Origin of the sequence: Ellagibacter sp. (assembly GCF_048412355.1) — a bacterium.
Classification (GTDB): domain Bacteria; phylum Actinomycetota; class Coriobacteriia; order Coriobacteriales; family Eggerthellaceae; genus Ellagibacter.
In genome coordinates this window covers 58,353-77,199 of sequence record NZ_DBFSAP010000022.1, presented here as the reverse complement: position 1 = coordinate 77,199, position 18,847 = coordinate 58,353, and the positions used below count along the sequence as shown (strand labels likewise).

Genomic DNA, 18,847 nt, shown 5'->3' with positions numbered 1-18,847 from the left:
CGCCGCTAAAGATTGCAAAACTCCTCTAGGACGCGAAGGCGTGGGGTGATGTCTTCCTGCAGATCGTCTGCCAAATAGGGGAGAAAATCCTGCGAAGGTCCAAGCGACTCGCTGCCTGCTTCGCGAATTGCGGCTTCGGCATTATCGACAATCGGCGCGACAATTGACCTCAAGTAGCTTGAAGTGATGCCTAAGCTGCTCGCAAGGAGATCGAAGCTGCTCGGCTTCACGTCTCTAATGTCTCGTGCGCCGCCGACAGCCATAGCCAACTCTTTGCTGAATCTATCGAAGAACGATGTACTGACCAGGTCGTAAGCTGGAGATAGGCGACGTATTGGTGCCTTTGGGTTGAGTAAGACCAGAAGGTTACTCATCGTCTCTTCTTTCTGCGAGAAGGTCTAATCCGAGCGTTGCAAGAACGTTGAGGGTTTTGCCAAGCTCCGCAGTCTGCTTCCCGTTTTCGAGGTTCGAGAGAAATGTTATGCCTACGCCGCTCAATCCTGCTAGTTGGGTTTGGGTGAGTCCCTGGGCTTTTCTTTCATGCATGATGAGTTCCCCGAGTTCTTTTGTGCTGCCGATATTGATCACGATATCACTCCCTTTACGCGAACGCATAAATAATAGCACATTGTTCTTCTATTTACGCGTTCGCATAAATTGCAGGACGTCTGCTCACAACTTATGCGAACGCATAAATGCACCAACTTTTGAAGAATCTGTGAGTGCGGAATGCTGCAATGCGTTGCGCGGTTAACTGGTGCAAGATTCGCTTTCTGGTAAGTCAATCATTCGTATTTTGGTAGCGTAAACATTCGTAATTTGGTATACGAATCACCCGCTTTTTGGGTAAATCAGCTGCTAATCTAACTATCCCTCTTCGCGCATTGGTCGCTTAGCTCCCTTGGAATCTCGCCTTGCTTCGTCCCGCTTAATGCGATGGCGAAACGGGTCGTTTGCGCCTTGCTTCGCCCGCGCGAGTGGAGTAGTCGAACAGGCGCTTGCCCCGGCTCGTCCCCTAAGCGGCCGACTCGCGCTCGGGAAGGGGCGATATCGGGCGGACGCTGAATAGCTTTCTCAGCAAAGGAACACGCAAGGAGACGAAAACGCCAAGGAGCGGCCACAACACGTTGAGCACGAGGATGAGAACGCTCACGGCGGTATGAGGGAAGCCGAAGGGCTCGAGCCAGCTGTAAAGCATGAGATTCGGGAAGCAGAAATCAGAAATCGCGTGGAAACACATGACGATGAGGGTTGTTTGCCCAAAGAAATTCAAGAACCGAGACACGGTGCGAAGCCGTTGCTCGGCGACCCTGCAGGCGAGGACGACGAGATAAGACGCCGCAATCGAGGTGGCGATGCTCAGAAGTCCGTGAGAGAGGAAGCAGTCGACGATATTGATAGAAATCCCAAAGTAGATGGACGCTATCCAGAGCAGAATCAAGGCGGCAATCAAAGCGAGAGGCGGTTTCTTGTCGAGGATTCCGTGCTTTCGTGCGAGGAATCCAAGGTACATGAAAAATGAGGCCATCGCGCCCGGCTGGATGGAGAAGGGAAGCCAAGTCACTTTTGCGCTCGCCCATCCTGCGGCTGCTATGAGGCACACAGTGAGCAGCGGATATTTGGTTTTGAGCGCGAGACGGGTAAAGCCCGTCGAGAAGAAGAGAGCCCAGAGAAACCACAGCAGGCCAATTTGACGAATCGCGAAAGGGTCGCTATGGGGCATTCCTGCGCCATACAATAAGGCACCGAGCATGCTCTTCGCATTATTCAGGGCATCGATTTCCGGCCAGACAAAGTGATTGACAACGGTGGCGACGATAAGGATAACGACTCCGGTGACGTAATAGGGCACGAGCAGCTGTCGGGCTTTCTGCTTCATGAAAGGGAGAAAGCTCACTTTGGTGGAGAGGAAATACCCGCTTAAGAGGAAGAAAAGCGGGACATGAAAGGTGTATACAAAGTGGTTTGCGCTTGCGATTCCAAAGTGCCCTGCAATGATGCAGAGCATGGCGAATCCCTTGGCAATATCGATATAGCAGATACGTTGTTTTGCAGGTTTACTCTGGCCTTCGGGGGGGGGTGAAGGAGTACTCGATGCGGTTGCCTCAGACAATGTCGCGTTCCTTTCGTAGCGTTCGAATCCTTACTATGATATCGAAATGAAAGATGCATTGCCATGAGGAGGAGGCTATCGAATCTTCTTCCCGCGGCGAAACGGCGAAATGCGATTGAGGGTCGTTTCTGCGGGGCGAATCAGCCGAGATGCGCCCATTGCGTGGTACCCTTATGCAGTTATTGCATTGCGAAAGGACGAAGTATGTCGGAGATCTCAGCGGGGAGCGCTCCCGCGGTTTCGGTTATCATCCCCGTGTATAATTGCGCGGCCTATTTACCCGAATGCCTCGACAGCGTCATCGCTCAGACGGAATCGTCGTGGGAGATTATCTGCATCGACGATGGGTCAACCGACGATTCGGTCTCGGTTTTGCGCGAGTACGAGCGACGCCTGGACGGCAAGCTGCGCGTCATCGAACAGGAAAACGCGGGCTGCGCATGCGCCCGCAACCGCGCGATCCCTTTGGCGCGGGGGAGCTACCTCATGTTCCTGGACGCTGACGACTTCTTGGCGCCGCGCTGCTTCGAGCTGGCACTCGATGCGGCCCGCCGCACGAACGCGCAGATTGTGGTGTGGGACCTCTGGTTTTACAACAACCAGCGCAAACGCCAGCAGCATCCGCCGCTCGGCATTCTCCATTTCGCCCCGTTCGACTTCGACGGCCAGGCGTTCTCGTGGAAACGCAGCCCCGACGACTTCCTCATGAGCTTTCAGACGTGGGCCTGGAACAAGCTGTTTCTCGCCTCGTTCGTGCGCGAGGGGGGCTATCGCTTCGCGGAAGACATCCAACGCTCGGAGGACATCGCGTTCGTGTACCCCGCGCTTGTGGACGCTGAGCGCATCGCGACGGTGGGCGAGCGGCTCATCAGCTATCGCGTGATGCGCGCCGATTCCGCCATGGCCACGAAGGACCGCCATGCGTTCGATTTCGTGCGCGCCATTCATTCCTTTCGCAACTATTTGGAAGAAACGGGGCGCCTTGAGGCGCTCTCGCGCAGCTACGCCACCTGGGCGATGTCGAGTATCCTGTACAACGTAAACACGCTTGCGTCCTATCCCGCCTTTTGCGAGGTGTACCGCTATCTGGCCGACCGCGGTTTCTCCGACTTGGGTCTTGCCGACCTGGGAGAACGCGACTTCCTCGACCCGATATACCACGCCCGCATGCGTGAGATCGTAGAATGCGACCCAACCGCGTACCTGTTCGGCCGTGCGCGCTCGCTCGATGCGGCGCGGGAAGATGCGCTTGCTGTCCTCGACGAGGTGAGCGCCGCGCGCGACGAAGCTCTCGCCGAGTGCGATGCGGCGCGCGAGCGCGAAGCTGCCGTGCGCGCCGACCTAAATCGGGTCGTATCCGAGTTCGACGCGGTCATGGGCGCGGCAGAGCAGCGCGTCGGCCAGGCGATATGCCGTTTCCCCCGCGCAATTCAGCGCAAGCTGGGCGCGTCGGGGCGCTAGGACGCCGTGTGCTTCTTTCGAAGGCTGCCCCGCATCGTCGCTGCGATACAGTATCATTCAGAGCAAAACGCTGCGGGCGTGTGCCTGCATCCGAGAAGCTAACCGAAGGCGCTACATGGATAATCCAAAGGTTTCTATCATTGTCCCCGTCTACAACGTCGAAAGCTACCTCGCGCAATGCCTGGATAGCCTGATCGAGCAGACGCTTTCCGATATCGAGATTCTCTGCCTGGACGACGGTTCGACCGACGGCTCGCCGGAGCTTCTCGACGCCTACGCTGCGAAAGACGCTCGCATCCGCGCGCTCCATCGCGAGAACTGCGGCGTTGCTGAGACGCGCAACGTGGGCGTCGGGCTTGCGCGCGGCGAGTACATCCTGTTCGTCGACTCCGACGACTACATCGCGCAAAGAACCTGCGAGGTCCTCGTCGCCACCGCCGAGCGGGAAGGAGCCGACATCGTCGTCTTCGGCGGCAAGACGTTCCCCACGCTCCCGTGGGCGGATGATTCCTTCGCGTGGCGCGACAACGTGTATCATTCCGGGGTCGATGCCCTGCTCTACGAGCGCGGAAGCATCCCCCTCATGTGCAACAAGATGTACCTCACCGACTTTTTGCGCGGCAACGGGCTTCTTCTCAACCCCGACCTCTCGCTTGGGGAAGATCACGCCTTCCAGTTCATCACCTTCCCGCTTGCGAAAACGGTCGCCTTCAGCAAGGAGATGCTCTACTTCTACCGCGTGCGTCGCGATTCGGCGGTGGGCGCGACCTGCTCAGATGGCGCCAAGCAGCTCTTCCTCCACTTCGACGTGGTGAAATACGCGCTCACCACATGGAAGGAGCGCGGGACGCTCGTGGAGTTCGGGCGCGAGGGCGTCTCGTGGGCCGTGTCGTTCCTGTTCACGTCGGCGAAGATGACCTACTACAACGACCGCGTCCGCTTCGCCGAGCTATTCTCGGCGTTCCTCGACGAGGTGCTCGAAGGCCGCCCGCTCGATTCGCTTGGGCTCGATGACGGTGTGCGCGGGCGTTTGGCTTACCTCGTGTCGCCCCAGGTGGAAACAGATGCTCCATCGATAAGCATCCTTGTGGAATGCGCCGACGAGGCTGACGACGCCAAAGCGGCCCTCGATGCAATCGAGTTCCAGGACGAGCAGTCCTTCGAGGTGCTGTTCTTCCCGCCCGCTGATGCGAACAGCCGCTATGCCCAGCTCGTGGCCGACTTCGTGGAGAACGATTGCCGCGCGCGCGTCCTTCCCACCCGCGATGTCGCTTCTGCGCTCGCGAGCGCGCGGGGGACCTACCTCGTCCGCTCCTACGCGAACGTCGTCTACGACCCGCAAGCCTTTGACCAGCTGCTTCAGCTTGCAGGGGAACGCGAGGGGCGCACGGTCGTCGGCGATCGCGAGCCCTACGACATTGCGGTGTTCACCGATTCCGCCGGCATGCTCGGCGTGCGCGACCTGTTCGATTTCTACGAACCCAGCACCATCGAGGCCATTGTGCCCGAAGGGGCGCATCCCGCCTCCGATTTTTCCTCGCAGCTGTTCTCGTTTTCGAGCATCGCGTCGGCAAACAAGGCGTTTAACAGGGAATTCTTGCTGCAATGCGCGAAAGAGTCGCAGTGCTTTACCTGGTTGGGCCTCCAATGCGCGGCCTTCTCGCAAGCGACCAAGATTGTCGTGACCAAGCGCCCCCTCGCAACGCTTTGCTGCCTGCCTTTCGCGTCGACGGGGCTTGTCGGCGCGCGCGCCATGCTCGACGATGTGTTCTCCGGCTTCGAAGAGGCGCGGGCGAACTTCGCGGACGACGAGGAGGCCACGCGCGGGCTCGATGCCGCGGCGGCGCGCCATCTGATCCTCATGGTCGACCTTATCCGCAACCCGATTGCTCGCCGCTACTGTTTCGAGGATGCCCGCGAGCGCGGAGGCGAGGCTATAGCGCGCGCCCTCGCTGGGTCGCAGCTCACTGAAACTGAGCGCGCCGCCTGCAAAGCGCTGCTCGGAGAAACCTACGACGCGTACACCGGATGCCGCGACACGCTCGTCTTGAATGACGTTATCATGAAAAATGAGGAAAACCTGCTTGCGGTAGGAGGCCAGGCTCAGCACATCAATCAGCTCAACTCCGACATCGAGGAGTTCTACCACTCGATAAGCTACCGAACGGGTCGCGCGGTCACTGCGCCCGCCCGTGCGGCGGCGAACCTCGCAAAGCGCGTTCTCCACGCGGCACGCCGCGGATAGTTTGGAAAGGAAATCATGTTCAGCAACAAAACCTCCGATACGCCCAAGGTCTCGATCGTCGTTCCCGTCTACAACGTCGAGAAGTACCTGCGCGAATGCCTCGACAGCCTGCTCGCACAGAAGCTGAAGGACATCGAGATCATCGTCGTGAACGACGGCTCCACCGACTCGTCGGCAGACATCGCCGCCGAGTACGCCGCCCGCGATTCCCGCGTGCGCCTCATCTCGAAGGAAAACGAGGGCTACGGCAAGACGATGAACCGCGGCTTCTCCGAGGCGCGCGGCGAGTACGTGGGCATCGTGGAATCCGACGACTTCGCTGACCCCCGCATGTTCAAGGACATGTACAAGTTCGCGAAGAAACACGACCTCGACCTGGTGAAGGCGAACTACTACGAGCACAGCGATGCGGGCGACGTCTTCCAGGAACCGTTCGCCGGGTTTGCGTACAAGACCGTCTTCGATCCCCGCGTTGACCAGCGCGCGCTCACCGTGCTGCCCATCATCTGGTCGGCGCTTTACCGCCGCGAGATGATCGAGCGCGAGGGCATCCGCTTCAACGGGACGCCCGGCGCATCGTATCAGGACACCTCGTTCGTGTTCCAGGTGTGGGCGAGCGCCCACCGCGCGGCAATCCTCCCGAAGGGCTATCTGCACTATCGCGTCGACAATGCGAACTCCTCGGTGAAGTCGTCGGCGAAGGTGTTCGCCGTGTGCGACGAGTACGAGCTCTCGCGCGAGTTTTTGGCGAAGGACCCCGAGAAGCAGCGCGCGTTCGGCGCGATCGTCAACCTGCTGAAGCTTGGCACGTATCGCTGGAACTTCAATCGTCTGACAGATGAATCCCGCCGCGCGTTCGCCGAGCGCATGCGCGAGGAATATCTGCGGGCCCGCGAGGAGGGCACGCTCGAGCGCGACATGTTCGCGCCGGCCGATTGGGAGATGCTCAATCTGATGATGGACGACTTCGACGCTTTCATGGCGCGTTTCGAATCAGGAATGTAGGCGGGTCCGGGCGCATTGGCGCTTGAGGCTCTCCGTCGACAGGAAAGGGGAGAGAATGCAGGGACCGAAGTTGAAGGGACCGAAGCGGTTGCTCTCGGTGCTGCTCGCAGCGTCGCTTTCGGTATGGTGCGTGCCTGCGGGCGCGCTCGCCGAGGAAGCCCCCGGCGCATCCGATGGTTCGGCGGTCGCAGGCGCGCCCTCGGCGGATGCCGCGGCAGAGGGCTCCTTAGCCGCGGGCAGCGCGGGGGCGGACGCGGGAACATCCCAGGTCGCAACGCCTTCGCAGTCTGATGCTGCCGGTGCCGTCGCGCCTGCCGTGCCCGAGACCGCGCGACCCGAGGCCGCACAACCCTCCGCCACAGGCGAGGGCGGTGCCGCAGGCGAAGGTGAAACCGCAGGTGAGGAGTCCTTCGAAGGCGTGTATGTGATTTCTGCTGCTGCGAATACGAAGGCCGTGCTCTCCACGGCAGGCTCGCAGTTCTACTCGGGTGCGAACGTTGAGCTCGCTTCCGCGAACGGCACGCTCTTCCAGAGGTGGCGCATCGAGTCGGTGGGCGAGGGCTACTACACGATTACCTCGGTAGCAACCGGCAAGGTGCTCGATGTGGTCAACGGCGGGCGCACCCCTGGCACGAATGTGTGGCAGTGCACGCCTTTCGGCAATGATGCTCAGAAGTGGAAGATCACGCGTGCGGCGGACGGCTCGGTGACGCTCGTCTCCAAGCTTTCGGGCCTCGCGCTCGACATCGCCGACGGGCTTGCGGTTGCAGGCACGAACATCCAGACCTACACGGTCAATGGCGCTCCCGCGCAGCGTTTCGCGCTCACGCCCGTTTCTGACCCTGCCCCCGAGGCCCTGCTCGCCGCAGGCGTCTACGAAATCTGCGCCGCGGGCGACACATCCTACGCGCTCGACGTAGCAGATGCCTCTCTTGTCTCCGGTGCCGACGTTCGCCTGTGGTCCAGCAACCACTCGCAGGCCCAAAAGTGGTATATCGAGCCCGACTCTGAGGGCTACTACACCATCACCTCGATGGGCTCGGGGCTCGTGCTCGACGTTTCCAATGGTGGGCTCACTCCTGGCACGAACGTGTGGCAATGCACGCCGTTTGGCAACAGCATGCAGAAGTGGCGCCTCGTCGACAATGGCAACGGCTCCTTCTCGCTTATCTCGAAGGGCAACGTGCTCGCGCTCGACATCGCCGACGGAATCTGCGCCGCGGGCACGGACGTGCGCACGTGGACTCCGAACGGGGCCATCGCCCAATCGTTCGTCTTCAGCCCGTGCGAGAGCACGTACGCCGACGGCACCTACGAGCTTGCGCTTTCGAGCGACAAGGGTACCGACCTCGACGTGTTCGACGCATCAACCGAATCGGGCGCCAACGTGCAGGTTCACACGGACAATGGCGGCTATGCGCAGAAGTGGCACGTGACGACCTGCGACGACGGCTACTGCACGATCGAGTCGCTGTGCTCGGGCAATGTGCTCGCAATCGAGGGCGGAAGCGCTGCGGCGGGCGCGAACGTCTGCCAGCAGACCGCCGACGGGGCCGATTCCCAGCTGTGGAAGCTCGTGCCGCTTGGAAACGGCGCGTACCGCATCACCTCGAAGAGCGGCGAGTTCGCGCTCTCCCTTTCGGGGAAGAACGTTGTACTTGGCTCGAGTGCGGACGCATCGTCGTTCATCCTGAAGAAAACTCCGATTATCATCGAGGGCTTTTACACTATCGGCGCATACACCAATCCGTCGGTGAAGCTTGACGTGCAAGATGCCTCCCGCACAAGCGGCGCGAACGTGCAGCTGCATACCGAGAACGGGTCGAACGCGCAGGTGGTGAAGATCTCGGCGAACGCCGACGGTTCCTACACGATCGCGTTCCCCTTCTCGCGCAAGGTGCTCGATGTGGCCAACGGCGGCCGCACCCCCGGCACGAACGTGTGGCAGTGCACGCCGTTCGGCAACGACGCGCAGAAATGGTACCCGAAGTATGCGGGCGACCGGTCGTTTAGCTTCGTGTGCAAGGGTAACGGCCTCGCGCTCGACATTGCCGACGGCATTGCGGAAAGCGGTACGAACGTGCAGGTCTACACGCGCAACAATTCCATCGCGCAGCGCTTCGTGCTGACTCCCACGACGTACGTCCCCGATGACTTCTCGGATCTTCTCGCGCATTTCTCGACCGTTTCCACCAACACGTTCAACGGGTGGTACAACATGTCGCGTGCGCTTTCCAACTTCGACGGTATGGTCGTGTGGCCGGGCGAGACGGTGTCGTTCTTCGATACCTGCGGACCGTGCGGCGCGGCCGAGGGCTACCTTATCGCCGGCGTCGTCGGCGGCTCGGGCTATGGCGGCGGCATCTGCCAGGCGTCCACCACGCTCTACGGCGCGGTGGTTCGCGCGGGCCTCACCATCGTGGAGCGTCAGAACCACACGACGCCTTCCACATATGTGCCCATCGGGCAAGACGCGATGGTGAACTGGGGCTCTTCCGACTTCCGCTTCCGCAACGACTGGGATTTCCCCGTGAAGATCGTCGTCGACAACTACGATCGCACGCTCAACTGCGACATCTGGGGCATCCAGCCCGACTGGTACGACTACATCGACGTCTCTTCCTGGTGGACGGGTTCGCACTCCGCCGCCGCGCAGCGCGAGTACTACAAGGACGGCGTGATCGTGGCCACAAGCGCCCTGCCGAATTCCTGGTACTGGTAGTTCCTTGCGCTTCATTTGATTAAGGGCTCGCTCAAAGCGGGCCCTTTTTGCTGTCAACTCATAGAAACGTGCACATTTAAGTTTCTTGAAAACTGAGATACGCGCAGAAAAAAGTCAACGAAAGTCAAAAAAGTCAACAATGCTCAAAAAAATTAAAGTCGCTCAAGAGAAACAATGATTACTGCGCTATGATATTTGGGAAGTCGATTCTCCAAAGGAGGCCATGCATGTCTGCGGCAACTGCTTATAATCAGACAAATCCGTTCACCCCGATGTTCGGGAAGGTTCCTGCATATATGGCTGGCCGGGAACTTCTCATCGACGAAATGGTCCAAGCGTTTGAGTTCCCTGAGTCCAATCCGAATCTTTGCTCTATTTTCGTTGGTGCCCGCGGCACCGGCAAAACGGCGCTTCTTACTTATCTTGGTTATCGCGCCCAGCAAGAGGGGTGGATAGTCGCGGATACGACGGCGTCTCGTGGAATGCTCGATGACATTCTTCAGAGAATCGGCGATGCGGCGTCCCACTTGCTCGCCGCTGATTGTCCCAGGAAGCTTACCGGCATCGGCGTGGCTTCGATCGCAAGCGTGTCGTGGGAAAACAATGTTGCCTCCGGGAACTGGCGAACGAAAATGAATGCGATATTCAGCCAGCTTGAAGAAACACAGACGGGTGTCGTGATTACCGTCGATGAAATTGACGGCGATCTTTCGGAAATGGTCGAACTGGTGACTACCTACCAGCACTTCGTCCGCGAAGGGAAGAAGGTTGCATTGCTGATGGCTGGCCTGCCCTCTAAGGTTTCCGCTTTGCTTTCCGGAAAGTCCACCTCGTTTTTAAGGCGTGCTGCAAGGCATGACCTGGGTACAATTCCCGATTATGAGGTGTACGAGGCGTTTCGCTTGACCATAGAAGATGCTGGCAAAACCATCGACGACGATGCGTTGGATGTAGCGTGCGAAGCAATAGGCGGTTTCCCGTTCATGTTCCAGCTGGTTGGCTACCGCTCTTGGAATGCTTCTCGTCGAGAAAAGACGATAACGGCGAACCACGTTCAAAGCGGTATTCAAGTCGCGCGGATGGAATTTGAAGACAGGGTCTTGAGCGCCACCTGCTCCGAGCTGTCCAAGGGAGACGTGGCTTTTCTAAGGGCAATGAATAGCGAGGGCCAAACTCCTCGGGATGAGATAGCGAAACGCACAGGAAAGAAATCGAGTTGGGTGTCGACCTACAAAAAGCGTTTGCTTGAAGCAGGCGTGATCGATGAGCCTGTGGCTGGCGAATTCTCATTCGCATTGCCTGGGATGGCAAAGTACCTGCAAGAGAAACGATAGTATAATGACTGAGTTTGGCATGCGGGCGTCCGATGCGGCGCCCTCGTTGGCTTGAATTTGTGATTTCGCATCGCGCTGTGCGATGTTTAGGAAGGTAAGGTATGTGGGGTTTGTTCTTCGCTGCTGCGTTTGCGGGGGCTGTGTTCTTGTTCGTTCCGGGAGCGCTCGTGCTTGCGGGCCTTCGTATGCACGTGGCGTCGGCTATCGCCTTCGCGCCGCTTCTGGGCATTCCGGCGACGATCGCCCTTTGTCTGGCATACGCCGCCCTGGGTATCAACACCAACTGGGCGACAATCTTCTTCCCCCAGCTCGCGGTGGGTCTTATCATCTGCATCGTCGGTCGTGTGCGCGCACGCGACCTGTCTCGCCGTCGCTTCGGTGAGCGCAGCCGCGAGGCATGCCGCTTCGACCTGTGCGCGCTCGCGCTCTACCTTTTGGTGGGCGTTGTCGTGTCGGTGGGCATGTTCACCACGTTTCTGGGCGACCCCTCGAACTACATGCAGGAATACGACAACGTGAGCCATTTAGGCTCGATTCGCTGCTTCGTCGAGACGGGGAACTGGTCGCCTTTCAGCACGTCGCTCTATGCGGGCGCGGCCGACGCGGCGATCAACCCGCTTCCCGGCGGCGGCTTCTACCCGACGGCCTGGTACAACGTCGCGGCCTTCATGGTGAGCCTGCTCGACGTCCCCATTCCGCTTTCGGAAAATGCCGCGAACTTCGTGTTCGTGGCGCTGGCGCTGCCTGCAAGCATGTTCGCGTTCATGCGCATCGTCTTCCAAGGGCGTCGCGACATCGTGTGCTGGGGCGCCGCCTGCGCGCCTATGTTCTCGGCCTTTCCCTGGATGCTGCTCGCCTGGGGCCCGCTGTTCCCGAACACGTCCGCCTACTGCCTGCTGCCGCTCGTAGCGGCGCTGTTCGTGGCGATCTTGCGCACGGGAATTTCGCGCCGTGAGCGCATCTGCGCGGGGGCTCTGTTCGTCATCGGTATCATCGCCTTGGCGCTCGCGCAGCCGAACGCCGTGTTCGTCGTAGCCGTGTGGCTCATTCCCTTCTGCATCTACCGGGCGGCAATCGCGGCCGACCTTCTCCGTCGCGAGGGAGCGGCGAAATGGCGGCTGCGCATCCTGTTCGCGGCGGTCGCGGCCGTCCTTATCTGCATCATCTGGTGGGTGGTGTACCATCTGCCCTTCCTGAGCGCGGTGGTGGAACACTCGTGGGGTGCCGCGCAGTATCCGCTCGAGGCGCTGCTCCATACGCTCATGCTCGGGTTCATGGACGACGGCGTGCAGCTCGTGCTCATGGTGTTCGTGTTCGTGGGCATGTTCTGGACGTTCAAGGAGCGCCGTTGGCTGTGGCTTTCTGCCTCGTATGTGCTCGCCTGTGGGATGTTCATCGTCGACGTGTCGACCTCCGGCCGCCTGCAGCATCTGCTGACCGGTTTTTGGTACACCGACTACTACCGCGTGGCGGCGATGGCTGCCATCTTCGGTATCCCCCTCGCGGCGATGGGCATAGCGCTCGTTGCGCGCGCAATTGCGCGGCTTCTTTCCCGCTCGCGCGACAAGGCACCTGTGTGGGCGACTTCCATCGCATGCGCTCTTTGCGCGTTTGTGCTGGTGTGGGGAACGTTTTTCCTCGATGACCCGCGCACCGACATCAATCCGTCGAGCGAGGTTCCCAACATGGGCCGCGGGGCGATGACGCTGGTCTGGCAGCGGCTTTCGTGGCAGAACAACGTGGACTATATCTACACGACCGCGGAAAAGGAATTCGTCGCCGAGGTCGAGCAGATTCTTCCCGAAGATGCCGTCGTCATCAACAATCCCAACGACGGCAGCTGCTTCTGCTACGTGGTCGACGGCATGCGCACGTACTATCGCTACCTGCGCACCTATGGCGAAGGTGGGGAAACCGGGGACAGCGCGCTCATCCGCAGCCGCCTTGACAGCATTTCCTACGACGATCGGGTGAAGGAAGCCGTCGAGAACGTCGGAGCCGAGTACCTGCTTTTGCTTGACCAGGGAAGATGGTACAACCCATCCGATCCCGACAGCAACTTCTTCTTCACCTACGACGACAACAGCCTGTGGTGCGGCATCGATTACGTGCGCGACTCCACGCCCGGGTTCGAGGTGGTGCTCGCGCGCGACGACATGCGCCTGTACCGCATCACCGCGATCGACGACTAGGAACCTTACTTCTCGTTCGCCTTGCGACACGCGGCGAGCGCTCGCTCGGCGGTGCGCCTCCAGCTGTATTCCGCCCGCACGCGCCTCGCGACGTTCGCTCCCTGCTCAGCGAGTCGTTGCGGGTTGCGTGCCGCCTCGCGCAGCGCTGCCTCGACCGTCTCGGTGCGCGCATCGGGAATGATGGTGCCGAAGCGCTCGTCGCTTACGAGCTCGTCGGTGCCACCGACGGGGGTGACGATCGCGGGGGTGGCGCACGCCGCGGCCTCGAGCAGAGTCGTGGCGAAGCCTTCCGACCGGGAGGGCAGCGCCATCGCGTCGGCCTGCGACATGAGCGCCGCCAAGTCCTGCCTTTCCAGCCGCCCTGCCAGATGGACGCTTCCGCATCCGATTCGCTCGATGTCGCTCTGCTTGGGGCCCGCGCCCGCGATGATAAGATGCACGGCACGCCCGCCCGCATCCGGGTGCTCGGCGATCGCCGCTGTGGCCTGGGCAAGCTCAACCACGCCTTTTTCGGGAACGAGGCGCCCCGCGAAGGCAACCGTGAGGGCATCTGCGGGAATGCCCAGCTCGGCGCGGAAGTCTCGCGCGCTCGCCTGGGCCGTGTACGCATCGGCGTCGATCGAGTTGGGAAGCTCGCCCGCCGACTCGATCCCGAAATGCCCGAGCCATGCGCTCGCCTTCCTCGACACGGCGTACGCGACGAATGGGTAGCGCAGATCGCGCTTCGTGAGCGCATGCTCGACCGCCTGCACCGCCGGGTCGATAAGGGCGCTACCCATCGTAAGGTGCGCCGACCCGTGCTCGATGAGCAGCGGCACCACGCCGGTGCGCGCCGCGAAGTCGAGCGCACGCTCGGTCAGGGTGTAGAAGCGCGTGTTCGCGATCACGTAATCGAAGTGCTCGTCTTCAAGATGCTTCCACAACCGCTTCGCTTCCTCGTCATTCTTCACGAAGGGAAACCGACCCCCCAAAAGCGGCTTGCACGGGAAGCGGACGACGTTCACGCCGTCCTCGCGCTCGCGCGCGGCGAGGTCGTGGGTATTGCAAGTTGCAACCGTTACCTCGGCTCCCATCTCGTATAATGCGCGCGCAAGGCTTTCGGTGTAGGTTTCCACGCCTCCCATGCTCGGCCGGTAAAGCGCCGAGAACAAACAGATGCGCAAGCTTTGCGCCGTGCGATTTTCAGCGGGGGTCGCCACAATTTCCTCCTGAAGGTCCTCTCTTCGTTCGCCCTTATTATAGGTTGAGTCCGTGAACGATATCGAAAAGAGGTAAAATAAAGAATCGTGTGTCAAATTTCACGCAGCTCACCGCGCTCGCTCGAGGGGCTGCACGGTATCAGGTTGGAAGGTTATGAACAAACGAGTGCTCGCCGTTATACCTGCGTATAACGAAGAGGAGAACATCGTATCGACGATCGAGGATCTGCGGAAGAACGCGCCCGACATCGATTACGTCATTGTGAACGACGGCTCGAAGGATGGAACCGCCGCCATCTGCCGCGAGCGAGGCTATCATCTGATCTCGCTGCCGGTGAACCTCGGTCTTGCCGGGGCGTTCCAGACAGGCATGAAGTACGCGTACGCGCACGGCTACGATTACGCTATCCAGTTCGACGCCGACGGTCAGCATTCCGCAGCCTACATCGACGACATGGTCGAGGTCGCGGAGGAAACTGGCGCGAACGTGGTCGTGGGATCGCGCTTCGCCGACTGCAAGAAGCCCTTCTCCGCGCGCATGGCGGGCTCGGCGCTCATCACGGCGATGATCTTCGTGACCACGCGCAAGCGCATCCAAGATCCCACGTCGGGTATGCGCCTGTTCGACTCGAAGATGATCCCGCTGTTCGCCAACGAGCTCGACTTCGGCCCCGAGCCCGACACCATCTCGCTTCTCATGCGCCATGGCTACAAGGTGGAGGAGATGCAGGTGGAGATGCGCGAGCGCACCGCCGGCGAGAGCTACCTCAACTTCACGAAATCGGTGTCCTACATGCTGCGCATCAGCCTGTCCATTCTCATCGTGCAATGGTTCAGGAGGAGAAAGTAAATGACCCTCTTATTCAGAATCACGCTCATCGTCTGTGCGCTGCTCGTCTTCATCTACGTCCTGCGCAAGATCCGCCACTCCGAGCTGAAGATCGCCGACAGCACGTTCTGGTTCATCTTCGCGCTCGTCATCCTGCTTTTGGCGGTGTTCCCACACATCGCGTTCTTCTTCTCGAACATCTTCGGCATCGAATCGCCGTCGAACTGCGTGTTCCTCGCCATCATCGCCATCCTGCTCGTGCGCGAGTTCTTCACCACCGTCGAGCTCTCGCAGCTGCGCAACAAGGTCGCGGCGCTCGCGCAGGCCGAGGCGCTTGCCGAGCTGGACGCTATAGAGAACACGGATACGGAAGCGGGCGAGGCTGCGAACAAGCCTGTGGACGCGAACGTAGGCGCAGGTGAGGACTAACATGGAGCGCCTCTCCGTCGACGACATGAAGGCGATCGAGCTCGACATCATGGACGAGATCGACCGCGTGTGCGCCGCGCATGGCGTGGAATACTTCTTAGGCTACGGCACGCTTCTCGGCGCTGTGCGCCACGGGGGCTTCATCCCGTGGGACGACGACATGGACATCGTCATGATGCGCGACCAGTACGAGCTGCTCATGGACCACTTCAACGAGTGGCGCACCTCCGAGCGCTTCAAGCTCGTGTCCTATCGCGACAAATCGTCGATCTACCAGTTTGCGAAGATCGTCGACACGACCACGATCATCTACGAGAACTTCGTGGGGAAGAAGGCGGCCACGGGCGTGTGGGTGGACATCTTCCCCTTGGAAAACTTCGATCCGGCACGCGCGGGACTTCTCAAGAAGCACTCCCGTGTGGGGCTCTGGCGCAGCTTCGCCGTGGCCGACCCGACGGTGGGTTCGAGCGCCGTCGTCCGCCTGGCGAAGAAGATCGTGTGCCCGTTTGCGAAGCACGCCGATCTCTACAAGCTCGCGGCGAAGCTCGACGGCATCGCGCGCGAGGTGAACGAGGGCGCTTCCGATTGCGTCATCGATGTCGTTGGCGAGGGGAATCCGAACAAGACGTACCCAAAGAGCCTGTTCAAGCCTGTGCGCATGAAGTTCGAGGACCGCGAGTACACAGCTCCCGCCGGGGCTGAGGAGTTCCTTACCATCGAGTACGGCGACTGGCGCACGCCGCCCGCCGAGTCCGATCGCGCCGTGCACGTGATGGAAGCCTATCGCCTATGAGCGATGCGAAAACGCCTCGGGAAGCCGCTTCGCAGGCCAGCGATGCGCTCGAAGCCGACGCGGCGGTAGAAACCGAGGTGCCTGAGAAGCTTTCCGTGAAGGCGAACATGATCTGGAACTCCATCGGTTCTATGACCTACCTCGCCTGCCAGTGGTTCACCACCATTTTCGTGGTGCGCCTGTCGTCGGGCTACGACGATGCGGGCCTGCTCTCGCTCGCCATGTCGGTCGTGGGCATCTTCGGCACCTTCGCCAACTACAAGATGGGGACCTACCAGATCTCCGACATCCGCCGCGAGAACACGGTGGGCGAGTACATGGGATTCCGCTGCTTCACGCTTGCGGGCGCGTTCGTTGCCTGCATGATATATGCGGCCCTCACCTGCGCTCCCGAGGCGCTCATCACGGTGGCGCTCTTCTACGCCTTCAAGGGCGTGGGGCTCGTGATCGACATCCTCCACGGCGTCGACCAGATCAACCGCCGCATGGACTACATCGGCAAGTCGTTCATCCTGCAGGGCACCTCGACCCTCGTGGCGTTCGTGGTCATCTACTGGGCGACGCGCAACCTCGATGCGGCGATTATCGCTATGCTCGTCGCCGCGGCGGTCGTGCTCTTCGCCTTCGACCTGCCGCACTGCAAGCGATTCGAGCCCGTGCGCATCTCGCTTTCCCGCAAGAAGGCGCTCTTCTTCCTGAAGACCTCGCTTCCTGCCGTGGTCGCCTCGGTGGCGGCGAGCGCCATCTTCGCGATCCCCAAGCAGTACCTGGCGCTCACCGTGGGTTCGGCGGCGCTCGGTATCTACTCGTCGGTCGCCGCGCCCGCGCTCGTCATCCAGATGGGCGCGCAGTATCTCTACGGGCCGCTGCTCGACATCTTCCCGAAGCTGTTCTTCGAGGGGAACGCGCGCGGTTTCGTGGCGCTTTTGGGGAAGACGGTCGCGGGCATCGTGGGCGTCACGGTTGCCTGCGCGATCGTGCTCGAGTTCATTGGCGCCTGGGCGCTCGCGCTTTTGTTCGGCGAGAGCATCGTGCCCTACGTCTACCTGTTGCAGCCGATCATCGTCTCGACCGCCGCCACTGCGTTTCTGTGGTTCTTCGGCGACCTGCTCATTACGTTGCGCCATTTCTGGGCGAACTTCGCGGGCAACGTCGTCGCGTTTCTCGCCGTCATCCCGCTCACGTTTTTCTGCGTGGATAGGTGGGATATGAACGGCGTGAGCTTCGCGGGCGCGGGTGCGTGCCTCGCCGGTGTGGCAATCTTGCTGTTCTTTCTGGCGAGAGTCGTGAAGAAGGGGCCCGACCACATCATCGGGGCCGAGGGCGAAGCTATACGGGACGGCGCGGCCGATGCTAAGGAGGCTTGCTGATGCGTGTGCTGCAGGTGATCGGCGTGATGGATCGCGGCGGAGCCGAGACCATGGTGATGAACCTCTACCGCGCGATGGATCGCGATCGCATCCAGTTCGACTTTCTCGTGCACGAGCAGCGCGAAGGCGACTACGATGCCGAAATCGAGCGGCTCGGCGGGCGCTTTTTCCGCGTGCCGCGCTTCACGGGGTTGAATGCGGGTGCCTATCGGCGCAGCGTTCGCGCGCTTTTCGCCGAGCATCCGGAATGGCGCGTGGTGCATGGGCATATCGGCTCGTGCGCGCCTGTCTACCTTTCGGAGGCGAAGCGGGCGGGAGCTTTCACGATTGCGCACAGCCATGCGCAGAACTACGTGGGCGGCCTGGCGGGACTTGCTTTCAACGTGGCTGCGCATCCCGTGCGCCGTGTGGCTGACTATTTCATGGCATGCTCGCGTGAGGCGGGGCTCGACCGCTTCGGGGGCGCGATTGTGGAAGGCGAGCGCTTCGCCATCGTGCCGAATGGCATCGATATGACGCGCTATGCGTGCGACGAGGCTGCGCATGAGCAGGCGAAGGCTGAACTGGGGCTTTCCGGCCGCCCTGTCGTGTGCCATACGGGCCGTCTGATTCCCGTGAAGAACCACGAGTTCCTATTACAGGTGTTTTCTCAGGTAGCGCGCGAGCTCTCCGATGCAGCGCTTTTGTGCGCCGGACGCGGCGAGCTCGAAGAGTCCCTGAAGGCGCGCGCAGATGAGCTGGGGCTGGGCGATGCGGTGCGCTTCCTCGGCGTAGTGGACGACGTGCCGCGGCTTCTGCGGGCGGCGGACGCGTTCGTGTTCCCCTCGGTGAACGAGGGGCTTGCCCTCTCGGCGGTCGAGGCGCAGGCATCGGGGCTTCCGACCATCGTCTCGACGGGCGTGCCCGAGCTCGCGGTGGTGAGCGACCGCACGAGCCGCATGCCGCTTTCCGCAGGCGCCGAGGCATGGGCTGGCGAATGCGTGCGGATGCTTCATGCTGCGGCGGACTCTGCGCGCAGCGACGCGTGCGAGCAGGTTCGCGCGCACGGGTTCGACATCGCCGACACCTCGGCACGCCTTGCGGCGTTTTATGAGGCAGCGGCGGCGGGTCAGCGCACGCAATGGTAGGTTGCAAGGATTATTCGGGCAGATAGAT

15 protein-coding genes are annotated in these 18,847 nt (G+C 60.9%); 11 read left to right on the top strand and 4 right to left on the bottom strand.

The annotated features are described in order from the left end of the window. Nucleotides 1-5: 5 nt before the first annotated feature. The 3 genes from ACMRQN_RS03330 to ACMRQN_RS03320 all read right to left on the bottom strand — a co-directional run bounded on the left by ACMRQN_RS03330 (nucleotide 6) and on the right by ACMRQN_RS03320 (nucleotide 2,113). Nucleotides 6-374 carry a hypothetical protein gene (locus tag ACMRQN_RS03330; protein WP_418733812.1) on the bottom strand — a complete coding sequence of 123 codons (369 nt, stop codon included), beginning with the start codon at nucleotides 372-374 and terminating at the stop codon, nucleotides 6-8. Then, nucleotides 367-588 (bottom strand): type II toxin-antitoxin system Y4mF family antitoxin, encoded by a 222-nt coding sequence (locus tag ACMRQN_RS03325; RefSeq protein ID WP_246155866.1) that lies wholly within the window; start codon nucleotides 586-588, stop codon nucleotides 367-369. Before ACMRQN_RS03325 ends, ACMRQN_RS03330 begins: the two co-directional genes overlap by 8 nt. A gap of 427 nt (nucleotides 589-1,015) precedes the next feature. Then, complete coding sequence (locus ACMRQN_RS03320; protein ID WP_418733811.1) at nucleotides 1,016-2,113, bottom strand: acyltransferase family protein; 1,098 nt, start codon at nucleotides 2,111-2,113, stop codon at nucleotides 1,016-1,018. A 204-nt stretch (nucleotides 2,114-2,317) separates the two neighbouring features. Between ACMRQN_RS03320 and ACMRQN_RS03315 the strand changes: the two genes are divergently transcribed. The 6 genes from ACMRQN_RS03315 to ACMRQN_RS03290 all read left to right on the top strand — a co-directional run bounded on the left by ACMRQN_RS03315 (nucleotide 2,318) and on the right by ACMRQN_RS03290 (nucleotide 13,072). Beyond that, the gene (locus ACMRQN_RS03315) at nucleotides 2,318-3,574 is read left to right on the top strand and encodes a glycosyltransferase (RefSeq protein WP_418733810.1); all 1,257 of its coding nucleotides are present in this window, start codon (nucleotides 2,318-2,320) and stop codon (nucleotides 3,572-3,574) included. A gap of 115 nt (nucleotides 3,575-3,689) precedes the next feature. Beyond that, entirely contained in the window at nucleotides 3,690-5,819 is a 2,130-nt protein-coding gene (locus ACMRQN_RS03310; RefSeq protein ID WP_418733809.1) for a glycosyltransferase family 2 protein, read from the top strand. Nucleotides 5,820-5,834: 15 nt separating this feature from the next. Continuing rightward, nucleotides 5,835-6,824 (top strand): glycosyltransferase family 2 protein, encoded by a 990-nt coding sequence (locus ACMRQN_RS03305; RefSeq protein ID WP_418733808.1) that lies wholly within the window; start codon nucleotides 5,835-5,837, stop codon nucleotides 6,822-6,824. A gap of 55 nt (nucleotides 6,825-6,879) precedes the next feature. Beyond that, entirely contained in the window at nucleotides 6,880-9,546 is a 2,667-nt protein-coding gene (locus ACMRQN_RS03300) for an RICIN domain-containing protein (RefSeq protein WP_418733807.1), read from the top strand. Between the two features lie 227 nt (nucleotides 9,547-9,773). Beyond that, nucleotides 9,774-10,880: an AAA family ATPase gene (locus ACMRQN_RS03295; RefSeq protein WP_418733806.1), complete on the top strand. Its 1,107-nt coding sequence runs from the start codon at nucleotides 9,774-9,776 to the stop codon at nucleotides 10,878-10,880. A 101-nt stretch (nucleotides 10,881-10,981) separates the two neighbouring features. Further along, nucleotides 10,982-13,072: a DUF6541 family protein gene (locus tag ACMRQN_RS03290; protein ID WP_418733805.1), complete on the top strand. Its 2,091-nt coding sequence runs from the start codon at nucleotides 10,982-10,984 to the stop codon at nucleotides 13,070-13,072. Between the two features lie 5 nt (nucleotides 13,073-13,077). On the opposite strand, the gene ACMRQN_RS03285 is transcribed toward ACMRQN_RS03290, so the two are convergent. Next, entirely contained in the window at nucleotides 13,078-14,271 is a 1,194-nt protein-coding gene (locus tag ACMRQN_RS03285; RefSeq protein WP_418733804.1) for a glycosyltransferase family 4 protein, read from the bottom strand. A 154-nt stretch (nucleotides 14,272-14,425) separates the two neighbouring features. Between ACMRQN_RS03285 and ACMRQN_RS03280 the strand changes: the two genes are divergently transcribed. The 5 genes from ACMRQN_RS03280 to ACMRQN_RS03260 are packed head-to-tail and all read left to right on the top strand — an operon-like array spanning nucleotide 14,426 to nucleotide 18,819. Next, complete coding sequence (locus tag ACMRQN_RS03280; protein WP_297150630.1) at nucleotides 14,426-15,121, top strand: glycosyltransferase family 2 protein; 696 nt, start codon at nucleotides 14,426-14,428, stop codon at nucleotides 15,119-15,121. Further along, on the top strand, nucleotides 15,122-15,529 hold the full coding sequence (locus ACMRQN_RS03275; protein WP_418733803.1) for a DUF2304 domain-containing protein: 408 nt from the start codon (nucleotides 15,122-15,124) through the stop codon (nucleotides 15,527-15,529). Then, a complete protein-coding gene (locus ACMRQN_RS03270) occupies nucleotides 15,519-16,322 on the top strand; it encodes a LicD family protein (protein WP_418733802.1) in 804 nt (267 codons plus the stop codon). Before ACMRQN_RS03275 ends, ACMRQN_RS03270 begins: the two co-directional genes overlap by 11 nt. Beyond that, on the top strand, nucleotides 16,319-17,692 hold the full coding sequence (locus tag ACMRQN_RS03265) for a lipopolysaccharide biosynthesis protein (protein WP_418733801.1): 1,374 nt from the start codon (nucleotides 16,319-16,321) through the stop codon (nucleotides 17,690-17,692). The genes ACMRQN_RS03270 and ACMRQN_RS03265 overlap by 4 nt, the downstream gene beginning before the upstream one ends. Beyond that, complete coding sequence (locus ACMRQN_RS03260; protein ID WP_418733800.1) at nucleotides 17,692-18,819, top strand: glycosyltransferase; 1,128 nt, start codon at nucleotides 17,692-17,694, stop codon at nucleotides 18,817-18,819. Before ACMRQN_RS03265 ends, ACMRQN_RS03260 begins: the two co-directional genes overlap by 1 nt. Nucleotides 18,820-18,847: the final 28 nt, after the last annotated feature.

Coding starts and splice junctions, on each gene's coding strand:
- ACMRQN_RS03330 (WP_418733812.1), bottom strand. CDS start 374: ATGAGTAACCTTCTGGTCTTACTCAACCCAAAGGCACCAATACGTCGC.
- ACMRQN_RS03315 (WP_418733810.1), top strand. CDS start 2,318: ATGTCGGAGATCTCAGCGGGGAGCGCTCCCGCGGTTTCGGTTATCATC.
- ACMRQN_RS03310 (WP_418733809.1), top strand. CDS start 3,690: ATGGATAATCCAAAGGTTTCTATCATTGTCCCCGTCTACAACGTCGAA.
- ACMRQN_RS03305 (WP_418733808.1), top strand. CDS start 5,835: ATGTTCAGCAACAAAACCTCCGATACGCCCAAGGTCTCGATCGTCGTT.
- ACMRQN_RS03300 (WP_418733807.1), top strand. CDS start 6,880: ATGCAGGGACCGAAGTTGAAGGGACCGAAGCGGTTGCTCTCGGTGCTG.
- ACMRQN_RS03295 (WP_418733806.1), top strand. CDS start 9,774: ATGTCTGCGGCAACTGCTTATAATCAGACAAATCCGTTCACCCCGATG.
- ACMRQN_RS03290 (WP_418733805.1), top strand. CDS start 10,982: ATGTGGGGTTTGTTCTTCGCTGCTGCGTTTGCGGGGGCTGTGTTCTTG.
- ACMRQN_RS03280 (WP_297150630.1), top strand. CDS start 14,426: ATGAACAAACGAGTGCTCGCCGTTATACCTGCGTATAACGAAGAGGAG.
- ACMRQN_RS03275 (WP_418733803.1), top strand. CDS start 15,122: ATGACCCTCTTATTCAGAATCACGCTCATCGTCTGTGCGCTGCTCGTC.
- ACMRQN_RS03265 (WP_418733801.1), top strand. CDS start 16,319: ATGAGCGATGCGAAAACGCCTCGGGAAGCCGCTTCGCAGGCCAGCGAT.
- ACMRQN_RS03260 (WP_418733800.1), top strand. CDS start 17,692: ATGCGTGTGCTGCAGGTGATCGGCGTGATGGATCGCGGCGGAGCCGAG.